Annotated in this window: 13 protein-coding genes and 1 tRNA gene; 6 read left to right on the plus strand and 8 right to left on the minus strand. The window is 41.4% G+C overall.

Annotation, left to right across the window (positions count from 1 at the left end; translation table 11 throughout):
- Positions 1-40 precede the first annotated feature (40 nt).
- Both RYH73_RS14395 and RYH73_RS14400 read left to right on the plus strand, forming a co-directional pair.
- Positions 41-202, plus strand: coding sequence for a hypothetical protein (locus RYH73_RS14395; protein ID WP_335314143.1), 162 nt, complete (start codon positions 41-43; stop codon positions 200-202).
- On the plus strand, positions 199-1,761 hold the full coding sequence (locus RYH73_RS14400) for a recombinase family protein (RefSeq protein WP_335314516.1): 1,563 nt from the start codon (positions 199-201) through the stop codon (positions 1,759-1,761). The genes RYH73_RS14395 and RYH73_RS14400 overlap by 4 nt, the downstream gene beginning before the upstream one ends.
- On the opposite strand, the gene RYH73_RS14405 is transcribed toward RYH73_RS14400, so the two are convergent.
- Positions 1,721-1,794: transfer RNA gene (locus RYH73_RS14405), tRNA-Ile, on the minus strand. The two genes, RYH73_RS14400 and RYH73_RS14405, sit on opposite strands and share 41 nt — an antisense overlap.
- A 63-nt stretch (positions 1,795-1,857) precedes the next feature.
- Here RYH73_RS14405 and RYH73_RS14410 point away from each other — a divergent pair.
- Positions 1,858-2,490, plus strand: coding sequence for an HAD family hydrolase (locus tag RYH73_RS14410; protein ID WP_335314144.1), 633 nt, complete (start codon positions 1,858-1,860; stop codon positions 2,488-2,490).
- Positions 2,491-2,521: 31 nt separating this feature from the next.
- Here RYH73_RS14410 and RYH73_RS14415 read toward each other — a convergent pair whose 3' ends face one another.
- A complete protein-coding gene (locus RYH73_RS14415; protein ID WP_335314145.1) occupies positions 2,522-3,727 on the minus strand; it encodes a proline dehydrogenase family protein in 1,206 nt (401 codons plus the stop codon).
- 91 nt (positions 3,728-3,818) lie between these two features.
- Here RYH73_RS14415 and RYH73_RS14420 point away from each other — a divergent pair, with 91 nt between their 5' ends.
- From RYH73_RS14420 to RYH73_RS14430, 3 genes are all read left to right on the plus strand, one after another.
- Positions 3,819-4,025, plus strand: a complete 207-nt coding sequence (locus RYH73_RS14420) for an RNA-binding S4 domain-containing protein (RefSeq protein WP_335314146.1) — start codon at positions 3,819-3,821, stop codon at positions 4,023-4,025.
- A gap of 73 nt (positions 4,026-4,098) precedes the next feature.
- On the plus strand, positions 4,099-5,163 hold the full coding sequence (aroB, locus tag RYH73_RS14425; protein WP_442946104.1) for a 3-dehydroquinate synthase: 1,065 nt from the start codon (positions 4,099-4,101) through the stop codon (positions 5,161-5,163).
- A 101-nt stretch (positions 5,164-5,264) separates the two neighbouring features.
- Positions 5,265-6,017, plus strand: coding sequence for a ThuA domain-containing protein (locus tag RYH73_RS14430; RefSeq protein ID WP_335314148.1), 753 nt, complete (start codon positions 5,265-5,267; stop codon positions 6,015-6,017).
- 65 nt (positions 6,018-6,082) lie between these two features.
- Here RYH73_RS14430 and ilvA read toward each other — a convergent pair whose 3' ends face one another.
- The 6 genes from ilvA to RYH73_RS14460 all read right to left on the minus strand — a co-directional run bounded on the left by ilvA (position 6,083) and on the right by RYH73_RS14460 (position 13,829).
- Positions 6,083-7,321: a threonine ammonia-lyase IlvA gene (gene ilvA / locus RYH73_RS14435; protein WP_335314149.1), complete on the minus strand. Its 1,239-nt coding sequence runs from the start codon at positions 7,319-7,321 to the stop codon at positions 6,083-6,085.
- 79 nt (positions 7,322-7,400) lie between these two features.
- On the minus strand, positions 7,401-8,462 hold the full coding sequence (gene leuB / locus RYH73_RS14440) for a 3-isopropylmalate dehydrogenase (RefSeq protein WP_335314150.1): 1,062 nt from the start codon (positions 8,460-8,462) through the stop codon (positions 7,401-7,403).
- Between the two features lie 206 nt (positions 8,463-8,668).
- Complete coding sequence (locus tag RYH73_RS14445; protein ID WP_335314151.1) at positions 8,669-10,183, minus strand: alpha-isopropylmalate synthase regulatory domain-containing protein; 1,515 nt, start codon at positions 10,181-10,183, stop codon at positions 8,669-8,671.
- Between the two features lie 99 nt (positions 10,184-10,282).
- Positions 10,283-10,879, minus strand: a complete 597-nt coding sequence (gene leuD / locus RYH73_RS14450; protein WP_335314152.1) for a 3-isopropylmalate dehydratase small subunit — start codon at positions 10,877-10,879, stop codon at positions 10,283-10,285.
- Between the two features lie 5 nt (positions 10,880-10,884).
- A complete protein-coding gene (leuC, locus tag RYH73_RS14455; protein WP_335314153.1) occupies positions 10,885-12,279 on the minus strand; it encodes a 3-isopropylmalate dehydratase large subunit in 1,395 nt (464 codons plus the stop codon).
- A 38-nt stretch (positions 12,280-12,317) separates the two neighbouring features.
- The gene (locus RYH73_RS14460) at positions 12,318-13,829 is read right to left on the minus strand and encodes a 2-isopropylmalate synthase (protein WP_335314154.1); all 1,512 of its coding nucleotides are present in this window, start codon (positions 13,827-13,829) and stop codon (positions 12,318-12,320) included.
- Positions 13,830-13,865 lie beyond the last annotated feature (36 nt).

Below are 13,865 nucleotides of genomic sequence, written 5' to 3' on the forward strand. Positions count from 1 at the left end.
ATTCTTTTTTAAACATCATTGTGTTTAAAATGATAATACAATGGAGAGACAGCAAGAGACCAAGCGTTCAATCAACTCAAAAAAGGCAGCAGCAATTTTAGCAAAAAACGGTGTACTTCTGGACGAAAAAAAAGTGGAAGAAATTTTGGATGTTATGTATTTTTTGGCTAAATTGATTGTAAATCAGAACTTTAAAAAATGAAAATAGCAGATCTTTATATCCGAGTTAGCACAGACGAACAAGCCGATAAAGGTTATTCCCAACGTGACCAAGAAGAAAGGCTGCAAAAATATTGTCAAGCTAACGAAATAACAGTAAGAAAGATAGTTTATGAGGATCATTCGGCCAAAACATTTAATAGGCCTGAATGGGAAAAATTAATAGGTTTCCTGAAAAAAAATAAACGTAAATCGGATTTTGTACTGTTTACTAAATGGGATAGGTTCAGCAGAAATGCCCCAGATGCATATCAAATGATTAATATATTAAGAGGGCTGGGAGTTGAACCGCAGGCAATTGAACAACCGTTGGATATGACTGTTCCTGAAAATAAGATGATGTTGGCGATCTATCTCACAGCCCCGGAAATAGAGAATGACAGAAGAGGACTGAATGTGTTTTACGGGATGAGAAGAGCAAGGAAAGAGGGGAGGTGGCCAGCGAAAGCGCCAGTTGGTTATGTCAATAGGATTTCGGAATGCGGTAAAAAGTATATTGCAATTGACGAACTACAGGCACCTATCATGCGATGGGCATTTGAAGAAATTGCCAAAGCGAAATATTCAACTGAGCAGGTGTTCAATAAAGCTTACAAAATGGGGCTTAAATGTAGAAAGAATAATTTCTTTCTATTGATAAGAAATCCGGTTTATTACGGTAAAATACCAGTACCTAAATTTAAAGATGAAGAAGAACAGTTGGTTAATGGGCAACACGAGCCTTTAATCTCTTCCCATCTGTTTTATAAAGTTCAGGCGATATTGAACGGAAAACATAGAGTGATAAATACCAAAATACTTTCGCCTAGTCAGTTGCCATTAAGGGGCTATTTAAATTGTTCAAAGTGCACAAGAACGCTTTGTGGTAGTGCTTCCAAAGGAAGAAATGCTTATTATTATTATTATCATTGTTCTTCAATATGTGGATGTAGACACAAAGCAGTTGAAGTGAACAACGAGTTCTTACAGGTTCTTACAGAATACACATTAAATGAAAATATGGCAGAACTCTTTAAATACGTAATAGTGGATGCCTATTCCAATGACACTGGGGAGTATCGAACGAGTAAAAATGAATATCTTAAGAGCATTGCCACTTTTAAAGAAAGGTTAAACAAGGCTAGAGAACTGCTTCTTAACGGTGATATTGATAGCAAGGATTATAAGGAAATAAAGGGCGATTGTGAAAGCAATATAATGCTGTATGAATCAGAATTGGTAAAACTTTCAAGAAATAAGTACAGCAAGAAGGAGTTAGAGCCTATAATCGACAAAGCAATTTACGTTTTAACTAGGCTGGATGCAATTTTCTTTAAATCAGACAATTACGGAAAAAGAAAGATAATTGGTTCGATGTTTCCAGAAAAGTTTACGTTTGAAAATTTAAAAGCTCGAACCGCCAACGTAAGTCCTGTGTTTAATTGTATATACCTGATTAACAAGGAGTTACAAAGGAATAAAAAAGGGCAAAAAGCTCTTAAAAGCATTTTGCCCAGTGAGGTGCTCCCACCTGGGCTCGAACCAGGGACCAAAAGATTATGAGTCTTCTACTCTAACCAACTGAGCTATAGGAGCGGCAACCATTGCTGATTTGCGAGTGCAATTTTACATATTTGTAGGCACATTTTAAAATTAATTATGCAAAATATTGAAAATATTATCTTCGATTATGGCAATGTGATCTTTATGATCGACTTCGCTCGAGCACACAAAGCTTTTACTGATTTGGGCATTAAAGACGTAGCGAAAATATTTGCGCATACTGAACAGAACGCTTTGTTTGATGATTTTGATATGGGGAAAATTACGGCTGCACAATTCCGAGATGGGATACGAGACATTACCGGTAAATCCCACTTAACAGATGAGCAAATTAATGATGCTTGGAATTCTTTACTGATCGGTGTACCGCCCGGACGACATGAATTATTGTTACAAGTAAAAAGCCGATACAATACTTTTTTACTCAGTAATAACAATGAAATTCACTATCGATACATTATGGATTACCTTAAAAAAGAACATGCTTTGGAAGATAATAAGGGCTTCTTTATAAAAGACTATTATTCTCATTTATTAGGAATGCGCAAACCCAATGCCGACATTTTTGACTATGTGCTGCAAACACATCAGTTGATACCTGAACGAACATTGTTTATTGACGATAGCCCTCAGCACTTGGTTACCGCTGAAAGATTAGGGATACAAACCGCCTTATTGACAGCCCCGGACACTTTAGAAGAGTTACTGAAACGAAAGAATCTTATTTAAATTCATTGATTAGCCGATAAATGATCATCGGCTAATTTTTTCTACGTTTTTTTTCTTTCATAATAAGACTCAGTTCACGACCAGTTTGCCCGGCAACGGACGTGTTTTCTTGTGCGCGTCTAAAGAGATAAGGCATAACTGCCTTTACCGGTCCATAAGGCATGTATTTTGCCACATTGTAACCGGCGGCAGACAGGTTGAAACTCAGGTTATCGCTCATACCGAGTAACTGTGCAAAATAAATCCGTTGGTCGTTTCTTGCTATTCCTCTTCTATCCAGCTCTTTGGCCAGCAAGTAACTACTGGCTTCGTTATGCGTGCCTGCCATAAATCCGATTTTATCAAGATTGTCCAGGCAAAAATGGATTGCCTCATTATAGTCATTGTCGGCAGCCTCTTTATTCGGTTGTATTGGAGAAGGATAACCCATTTTTTCAGCCCTTTCCCGTTCAATTTCCATATAGGCACCCCGTACTAACTTAGCCCCAACATAAAAATTATCGGTTTGTGCGAGGTAAACATCTGCCTTTAACGCAGCCAAGATATCGTGCCGATAAAGCTGATAAGTATTGTGGACGATTGCTCTTTTTGTATTGTACTTACGCATCATATCCCTTGCCAAGTCGTCGATCGTATCTTGCACCCATGAATGCTCGGCATCAATTAAGACAGCAATATCCGCTTGATATGCGCGTTCACATATTTTTTCTACTCGATTTTTTATACGATCAAATTCGGCAAGCTCCGTTTCGGTCAGGGTTTCTCCGGCATCGACTTTTGCGAGCAAGTCGAAGCGACCTAGGCCGGTTACTTTGAAAACCGAGAAAGGGATGTTTCCATCTTTTTGGGCCCGTTCAATCGTGCGGATCGTCTCGGCCAGAACATGGTCGAACGCTTGTTCGCTTTCTTCCCCTTCTACCGAATAATCGAGAATCGTGCCTACGTGCTGGGAGGCAAGCTGTTGAATCGTTTTTTCACAGCCTGCTATGGTTTCGCCACCACAGAAATGTTCAAATATCGTTTTTTTGATAAGGCCGGCAATTGGAAGCCCAATATTCAGGGCAAAATTTGTTACGGGTGGGCCTATCTTCGTCAGAAAATTACTGGAAATGATTTTGAAGAGCCAATAGGCTCTGTTTAATTCAGCATTGCTTTTACTGCGAAAAGCGATTTCAGTATTGTCGAAAGTAAGACTACTTCCGGCAATAAATTGTGGTTCTTTTGAGGGTGAAATCATGGAGCAAACTTAGATAAAAAATCGATGGCTTAATAGCAGAAAATGTTATTTTAGTTTGCGTTCATGTAAGAATTTTATGTAGGTTTGGTTTATGATAAATTTCAAACTTGATAGTGAATACATCCACCTGATTCAATTGTTAAAAGCGGTTAATGTAGTGGAAAACGGAGGAGAGGCTCAGGCGGTGGTGAGCGAGGGGCTTGTCACCTGTAATGGGGTTGCCGAGTTTCGGAAACGCTATAAAGTTAGAAAGGGTGATGTAATTGAGTTTTTACAATATAAAATAGTGGTAGATTAGCTGTTCGTCGTTAGCTGTTAGCTATGAGGATAGCACTGCTGACATCTAACACTACCCTGAAGACTAAAAAATGATCAAAGAAATAAAAAGTAATACCTATTCTGTATATTTTGAAAGACAATTTGGTGCACTGCGTGAATTTTTAAAGAATAATAGTTATACCAAAATTTTTATCCTTACGGACCGTAACACCAGCGTGCACTGTCTGCCGCTGTTTACAGAGTCGATGCCTGATTTAACCGATTATGATTTAATAGAAATTGATCCAGGTGAGGAGAATAAAAATATTGATTTTTGCATTGGTATATGGAAAATGTTATTGGACTTTGGTGCCGATAGGAAAAGTTTATTAATCAATCTGGGAGGTGGTGTAATAACGGATATCGGCGGTTTTGCTGCTTCTACTTTTAAACGTGGAATCGATTTTGTTCAGATTCCAACGACGCTGTTATCACAAGTAGACGCTTCGGTAGGGGGGAAGACGGGGATCGATATGGATGGTGTGAAAAACATCATTGGTACATTTACCCAGCCTAAAGCTGTATTGATTAACAGTGCCTTTTTGATGACGTTAGATGATCGGCAACTAGTTTCAGGCTTTGCAGAAATGGTAAAGCATGGATTGATATATGATCAAAGCTATTTTGCGGAAATTCAGTCGGTGGCATTGAGGCAGATGGATGACGATTATGTTTTTCGCTCGGTCGCCATCAAAAACGATGTCGTTACGAAGGATCCGACGGAAAAAGGACTTCGTAAAATTCTAAATTTTGGTCATACGATTGGACATGCGATAGAAAGTTATTCCCTGGCGAACGATTCGTTTCCTTTACTCCATGGTGAAGCAATTGCTGTGGGGATGATTTGCGAAGCTTATCTTTCTCATCGTCATAACGGATTGCCACTAGTGTCGCTAAACGAGATTACAGATTACATTAGGAAAGTGTTCCCTGATTATTCATTTGGTGAGGGCATTTACGAGTCTTTATATAACTACATGCTGAATGACAAGAAGAATACAGGTGATCGAATAGGTTTTGCGCTGCTAAAGGAGATTGGTAACTGTGATTTTGATATCTATTTACCAGGTGAGCAGATTTTTGAAAGCTTGGATTATTATCGTTCATTATTGAATTAAAAAGTCAAAAGCTTGGCTCCCGAGAAGACTCGTGAGATCCCTCGGGATGCTCTGTCTTCAAGGGATGTTTTTATTAACTGATTAATAACTTTATAAAACTTATGAAACTAAAACGTTATGCATTTATCTTCGCCCTCATTTGGGTTGCGGGTATTTGTTTTTCCTTTTGCAAGCCGGAAAGACACCTTGGTCAACCACAGGCGAGTCCACTTATCTTGGTGTTTTCAAAAACGGCGGGATTCAGGCATGATTCCATTGAAAAGGGAACCAAAACAATTGAAGAACTCGGTAAAGAGAACGGTTTTTCCGTAGAACATACGGAAGACGCGTCCGTTTTTACCGAAGATAATTTAAAAAAATATAAAGCTATTGTTTTTTTAAGTACAACAGGTGATATCCTGAACGATGCGCAACAAAAGGCCTTTGAGCATTATATCCAGCAAGGAGGTGGATTTGTGGGCGTTCATGCCGCAGCTGATACGGAGTACGAGTGGCCTTGGTATAATAAATTAGTGGGAGCGTGGTTCCTGAGTCATCCTAAACAACAGGAAGCAACCATACTCGTATTGGATAAAAATCACCCTGCGACTAAGCATCTAGCCGATACGTGGCGGAGATGGGATGAGTGGTATAACTATAAAGACATAAATCCGGAAACGAACGTGTTAATGAAATTGGATGAAACGAGCTACGAAGGTGGGAAGAATGGCGATAACCATCCCATCGCTTGGTATCATGAATTTGATGGTGGTCGCGCGTTTTACACTGGATTGGGCCATACGAAAGAGAGTTATGATGCGGTAGATTTCAGAAAGCATCTCTTGGGAGGCATAAAGTATGCTATGGGGGAGTAGCATTCACTATTCAATTAGCTAATTAGCCAATGGCGATAATTGGCTAATCGGCTAATTAGTTAACCTTATATCAAATACTCAAACAGTGTCTGATCGGTATTAACTTCTTTGAAATCGAATCGATGTTGACGCATACGTTGCAGCAAGGCTTCGTAGTCTTCTGCTTTTTGGAGCTCAATACCTACGAGCGCAGGTCCTCTTTCTCTTTCGGTTTTCTTTATAAATTCGAAGCGGGTAATATCATCATGTGGGCCTAAAACTTCATTGACGAATAACTTCAGTGCTCCGGGGCGTTGAGGAAAACGAACGATGAAGTAATGTTTAAGACCTTCATATAAGAGCGACAACTCTTTGATTTCCGCCATACGGTCGATATCGTTGTTTCCCCCACTAATAATGCAAACTACCTTTTTGCCTTTGATATCTTCTTTACAAAAGTCGAGTGCCGCTACGGATAACGCTCCTGCCGGCTCAACAACAATGGCATCTTCATTATAAAGTCTCAAAATGCTTGTACAGACTTTCCCTTCGGGAACCAGTATCACCTTTTCCAATACTTTTTTACAGCAAGGAAAGGTCTGCTCGCCAATCCGTTTAACTGCTGCGCCATCTACAAAGCGATTGATGTCGCTAAGTGTTACTGGTTGACCGGCTTTTAAGGCTTCTGTCATCGAGGGGGCACCCGCGGGTTCTACTCCTAAAATTTTGATAGCAGAATTTTTACCTTTTAAGTAGTTGCCAACGCCTGCGGCGAGTCCACCGCCGCCGATCGGTACCATGACGATATCGGTATCAGGCAGGTCTTCAAAAATTTCGACACCCACGGTGCCTTGTCCTTCAATGATACGATAATCATCGAAAGGCGGGACAAAAGTCATGTCATGGGCAGCAGTATAGGCCAGGGCTTCTTTTAGACAATCGTCGAAGGTGTCACCGATAAGAACAATTTCTATTTGTCCATTTCCAAACATCGTGGTTTGACTTATCTTCTGTTTAGGGGTAATTTCAGGCATAAAAACGACACCCTTTACACCTAATTTATTACAAGAATAGGCAAAACCCTGTGCGTGATTCCCTGCGCTCGCGCAAACAACACCCCGTTGTAGCTGGTCGGCGCTTAGCGAACTAACCATATTATAGGCACCTCGAAGCTTATAGGATCTTACCAGTTGCAAATCCTCTCGTTTCAGGTAAACCTCGCAGGCATATTTGTCCGAGAGTCGGGGATGATACGTCAAAGGAGTGCGGTTCACCACCTCACTTAGGCGCTCGCTTGCCGCTTTATAGTTTAATGCTAAATCCATGTGTCATCCGTATAAATAAAAAAGATACCAGAGAAGCCAAAATGATAAACAAGCTCCGGTATCTTCTGTGCACAAACGCTTAAACGTTAGCGGCTAGCCAGTCGCCAACCTCACTTGTTTTATAAGCCTTATTGTTTTTTCCTGCCAAATCCTCCGTTACAACTCCTTCGGCTAAAGACTTGTTAACAACGGTTCTAATGGCCGCTGCTTCCTCTTTTAGATTAAAGGCATCTTCAAACATCATGGCAGCAGATAGTACCGTAGCAAGAGGATTTGCAATATCTTTTCCTGCCGCTTGTGGGTAAGAACCATGAATAGGTTCAAAAAGGGAGGTATGAACACCGATGGACGAAGAAGGCATTAACCCCATGGAACCGGAAATAACCGAAGCCTCATCCGTCAAAATATCACCGAATAAGTTTTCGGTAATGATGACATCATAGGAGCTGGGCCATTGTACAAGACGCATCGCAACAGCATCCACGAATTCGTAACTCACTTCTACTTCAGGGAAGTCTTTTTCCATATCTTGCACCGTTTCTCTCCATAAGCGCGAGCTCTCCAATACATTAGCCTTGTCTACACAGCAGAGTTTTTTTCTCCTGCCCATCGCCATTTCAAAACCCAATTTAGCAAGGCGCTTAATCTCTTCTCTCGTATAAGTACAGGTGTCAAAAGCGGTATCGCCATTATCTTTGCGCCCCCTTTCGCCAAAGTAAATTCCGCCTGTCAGTTCACGGAGGATTACCAAATCAGTACCTTCAATACGTTCTCTCTTTAGAGGAGAATTATCAATTAAAGAAGGGAAGGTGAAGGTAGGACGAACATTGGCAAATAAACCTAACTTTTTCCGCATTTTGAGTAATCCCTGTTCCGGACGTACCGTTGCCTTAGGGTCATTATCAAAACGTGGATGTCCGATAGCGCCAAATAAAACAGCATCTGCAGCCATACAGACCGCATGTGTTTCATCCGGGTAAGGTTCGCCAACAGCATCAATAGCCGCCGCCCCGGTTAAGGCTGTCGTCCAATTAATATCATGGCTAAATTTCTTTGCAACTGCGTTGACAACTTTTACTGCTTGGTCTATTACTTCCGGACCGATTCCATCTCCTGCTAAAAGAGCGATATTTAAATTCATAGTATTAAGTAAAAATTAAAAATTAAAAAGTCAAAACCCCGAAGGGCCCATTGATGCCTTAACTAATTAAAAAGTCAAAAGTAAAAACCGAACCCAGGTATTCGAGTGAGCTCATTGAAGCCTTAAAAAACAAACAAGCTATCGATATTAAAAATTTAAAAAAAGCTTTCAGTCAAATAACCGATAACGAGCAGCCAACAACCATATCAACTGATATTTAGCATTTTTTGCGTTGCTTTGATCGCGCAAACCGTTTGATCAGAATCTAAACCACGCGTGGAGAAAGTACGATTTCCCAACTCCCATGTAATCACCGTTTCGCATAAGGCATCTGAACTGCTTCCTGGAGCGATCCGAACATTGTAATCAACTAATTTGGGTAGTGTAAGGTTTTTCTTTTGATAAACCTTTGTCAACGCCTTCATAAATGCATCAAATTGCCCGTCACCTTGCGCATGTTCTTCGATGAGCTTTCCATCGATATACACAGAAATTGTGGCAGATGGACGGAGTCCTTTCGCATGGGTTAACACATAAGATTCCACCCTAACTTTTTCTTCATATAAATTACTATCCAGTACATCTGAAATGATATAAGGTAGATCTTCCTTGGTTACGGTTTCTTTTTTGTCCCCTAATTCAATAACCCGTTGCGTCACCTTTTTCAGATCCTCCTGATTGAGTTTTAGCCCGAGTTCTTGCAGGTTCTTTTCAATGTTTGCCTTCCCGGAAGTTTTTCCCAGCGCGTATTTACGTTTTCGGCCAAAGCGTTCGGGCAGTAGGTCGTTAAAATATAGGTTATTTTTATTATCGCCATCTGCGTGAATACCTGCCGTCTGTGTAAATACATTTTCACCAACAATCGGTTTGTTTGCGGGAATTCGGATACCGGAAAAGGTCTCGACCAGCTTACTTACTTTATAAATAGCCGCTTCTTTCACCCTTATCTCCACCTCAGGAAGAAAATCATTCATCACGGCGATCACACTGGCCATCGGGGCATTACCGGCCCTCTCTCCCATACCGTTCACGGTTAAATGCAAACCATTCGCACCCGCTTTTACCGCCTCCAATACATTGGCTGTTCCTAGATCATAATCGTTATGTGCATGAAAGTCGAAATGTTGGTCGGGATACATGCTTCGAAGTTCTGTAATATACTGAAACGTTTCCGCCGGTGTCAACACCCCCAATGTATCCGGTAAAAGTATTCTCTTGATCGGTTGTTTCGTTAGAAACGCGAGGTATTGATGAACATAGTCGGGTGAATTCTTCATCCCATTGCTCCAATCCTCAAGGTACACATTGGTTTCAATGTCCCCCTTCTTTGCTTGTGCAATGATCGCTTCGATTTCAGAAAAATGTTGTTCAGGTGTTTTTTTTAATTGATGCGTGAGGTGATTTAAGGACCCTTTTGTCAGTAAATTTTGTACCTTAACGCCAGCTTTCAACATCCAATCAATGGAAATACCATTATCCACAAAGGTTAATATCTCAATCGCATGTAGATAGCCATTGTTTTGAGCCCAAGACGTTATCGCTTTCACTGCTTCGAACTCACCCTCCGACACACGAGCGGATGCAATTTCAACCCGATCTACCAAGAGTTCTTCCAAAAGCAGCTGCGCAATTGTTAATTTCTCCGAAATAGAAAAGGACACGCCTGATGTTTGTTCTCCATCACGCAACGTGGTGTCCATGATTTCTATTTTCCTTTTCATTTATGTCTAAGTAAAAATTAAAAATTAAAAAGTAAAAAGCCTGCCTGCAATTCAGTCGCACGAACCCAGCTCACAACGGGCAACTCACAACTGATCCCTCTAAAAAGGCAGTGTTGCAGCGAAGTCCTGAATTTCACCCTTTATGTTCTGCAGGTAATCAATATCATCAAATCCATTTGACAGATTATCCTTTTTATAGGGACTGATATCGAATTGCTCTTGCTCACCTGTCGCCAACAAGGTGATGGTTTGTGCGGGAAGGTTCACTTCCAATTCTGTGTTTGGATCTGCAAAAACAGCACTAAAAATCTTTTCCAAAAATTCAGGACTTACCTGAACGGGCAGCACGCCAATATTGAGGCAGTTATTTTTGAAAATATCAGCAAAGAAGCTGGAAACTACACAGCGGAAGCCATAATCGTAAACAGCCCAGGCAGCGTGCTCACGTGAAGACCCGGAGCCGAAGTTTTTTCCACCTACCAAAATTTTACCCCCATAAATAGCATTGTTCAAGACAAAATCACTTTTGGGCGTATTATCAGCATTATAACGCCAATCACGGAATAAATTATCGCCGAAACCTTCTCGCTTAGTTGCTTTAAGAAAGCGCGCCGGAATAATTTGATCGGTATCCACATTTTCGATAGGAAGAGGAACCGCTGTACTTGTTAATATATTGAATTTATCGTAAGCCATTGAGATTAAATTAAAGTTCTTGGATCAGTAACAACACCGGTAACAGCCGCTGCAGCAGCGACGAGTGGACTAGCCAGCATGGTACGCGCGCCAGGTCCTTGGCGGCCCTCGAAATTTCTATTCGAAGTACTGACCGCATATTTACCCGCCGGAACCTTGTCGTCATTCATCGCTAGACAAGCGGAGCAACCCGGTTGTCGCAAGGTGAATCCCGCTGCTGTCAAGATATCCAATAGACCTTCTTTTTTAATTTGCTCTTCCACGATATGTGAACCAGGGACAAGCCATACAGTGACGTTTTCTGCTTTTTTCTTTCCTTTAATTAAAGACGTAAACGCCCTGAAATCTTCGATACGTCCATTGGTACAGCTACCTACAAAGACATAATCCACTTTTTTTCCAATCATCGATTCGCCTTCATGGAAGCCCATATAGCCCAATGATTTTTCATAAGTGGCTACACCACCTTCCACTTCGGATGCATCGGGAATATGATTTGATATACCGATTCCCATACCAGGATTTGTTCCATACGTAATCATCGGTTCAATGCTGCCTCCATCAAAAGTAAACTCTTTATCAAACACGGCATCGCTGTCTGTTTTCAGGGTTTTCCAATAGGCCATTGCTTTATCCCAAGCGTCTCCTTTCGGTGTAAATTCCCGATCCTTAATGTAATTGAAAGTGGTTTCGTCAGGTGCAATCATGCCCCCTCTCGCACCCATCTCAATACTCAAATTACATACCGTCATGCGGCCTTCCATACTCATCTTCTCAAAAACTTCCCCAGCGTATTCAACGAAATAACCAGTTGCACCTGATGTAGTTAATTGAGCGATAATGAAGAGAGCGACATCCTTGGGTGTAACCCCTTTACTTAACGAACCGGTTACATTAATGCGCATCTTTTTAGGTTTCGGTTGCATAATACATTGCGAAGCCAATACCATTTCCACCTCTGACGTTCCGATACCAAAAGCAATTGCTCCAAAGGCTCCGTGCGTAGAGGTATGTGAATCACCACATACAATGGTTGCGCCCGGTTGGGTAATGCCGTTTTCCGGTCCGATAACGTGTACGATACCATTTTTTTGGTGACCAAGGCCCCAATGCTTGATACCGTAGGCATTCGCATTTTCTTCCAATGCTTTTAACTGATTAGCTGAAAGCGGATCAGCCACCGGAAGATGCTGATTAATCGTTGGTGTGTTATGATCAGCGGTCGCGAATGTGCGCGCTGGATATAACACATTGATACCACGGGTTTTTAAACCTAGAAAGGCTACCGGACTGGTAACCTCATGGATTAAATGACGGTCGATAAATAACACGTCGGGACCTCCTTCTATCTTTCGTACAACATGTGAGTCCCATACTTTATCAAATAACGTCTTGCTCATTTTTATTTAGTTAGATTTTAATTTTTCTTTGCAATTCTTTATACGAATTTATTTAATGCATCCAGGTAAGCGTTAGCGGAAGCCCGCACGATATCGGTGCTGAATCCGTACCCCATGTATGATTGATCTTCATGGATGACACGCATATCCACTTTACTTACATCGTCACTTCCTCCGTGAATAGAGTGAATATTGAATTCCTTGATTTCATTATGGCTTCCAATAATGCTTTCAATCGCTTTAATGGTTGCGCTGACGGGTCCGTTTCCAGATGCTGTCGCCTCCTGCTCGGTACCTTTGTAGTTTAGTTTAATGATCGCTTGCGGATCGCTTTGATCACCGGTGATTACATGTAAAGAACTGATCGTTACACCGTTTTTAAAATTGGTTTCTGCTTCATCACCCATTAAGCGTATCAAGTCGTCGTCTTTAATCTCTTTCTTTTCGTCGGCCAATACAAGAAAACGTTGGTAAGTCTGATCTAAATCAACCCGCTCAATGGCATAGCCCAGGCGTTCCAAATGATGCTTAAGGGCATGTCGGCCACTGCGAGCAGTAAGAATAATTTCCGATTGATCTATACCAACGTCCTCCGGGTTAATAATTTCGTAATTTTCACGATGTTTCAATACACCGTCTTGATGGATACCTGAACTGTGTGCAAAAGCATTGCGTCCTACAATTGCTTTATTGGGCTGCACAGGCATGCGCATCATCCGGCTGACCATTGCGCTAAGCGGATATAGTTGTTTCGTGTTAATATTTGTTTGGAACTGAAGGGTTTGGTAATGCGTTTTCAGCGCCATAACTACTTCCTCTAAAGAAGTATTGCCCGCACGTTCACCAATACCATTTATGGTACATTCTACCTGTCTAGCGCCATTTTGAATTCCGGAAAGACTGTTAGCGGTAGCCAGTCCTAAATCATTATGGCAATGAACAGAGATGATTGCCTGATCGATGTTTTTAACATGCTCTTTGAGGAAACGAATCTTCGCACCGTATTGCTCGGGTAAGCAATAACCATTGGTATCCGGAATATTGACAACCGTTGCGCCGGCGGCAATTACTGCTTCGATCATTTGGGCTAAATACTCGTTGTCTGCCCGACCGGCATCTTCTGCATAAAATTCTACATCCTCCACAAATTGTTTGGCATATTTTACCGCTTCTGCAGCACGTTCAAGAATTGCCTCGCGGGTGCTGTTGAATTTATACTTGATGTGCATATCCGAAGAGCCGATACCCGTATGGATGCGAGGACGTTTTGCGTATTTTAAAGCCTCTGCAGCACAGTCGATATCTCCTTTATTTGCACGCGTTAAGGCGCAAATAATGGGCTCACGAACGGCTTTTGATAATTCTACCACACTTTGGAAATCTCCCGGACTAGATATAGGAAAGCCCGCTTCGATAATATCTACGCCCAACGATTGAAGTGCTTCTCCAATAATGATTTTTTCAGGCGTAGTCAGTTGCGAGCCCGGAACCTGCTCTCCATCACGAAGCGTGGTGTCGAATATGTATAAGTGATTAGGATTGTGTAACATATTGGTGTTTTTGTTATTTCTATTCTTTATGATGCA

It is taken from the genome of Olivibacter sp. CPCC 100613 (assembly GCF_036959255.1).
GTDB lineage: Bacteria > Bacteroidota > Bacteroidia > Sphingobacteriales > Sphingobacteriaceae > Olivibacter.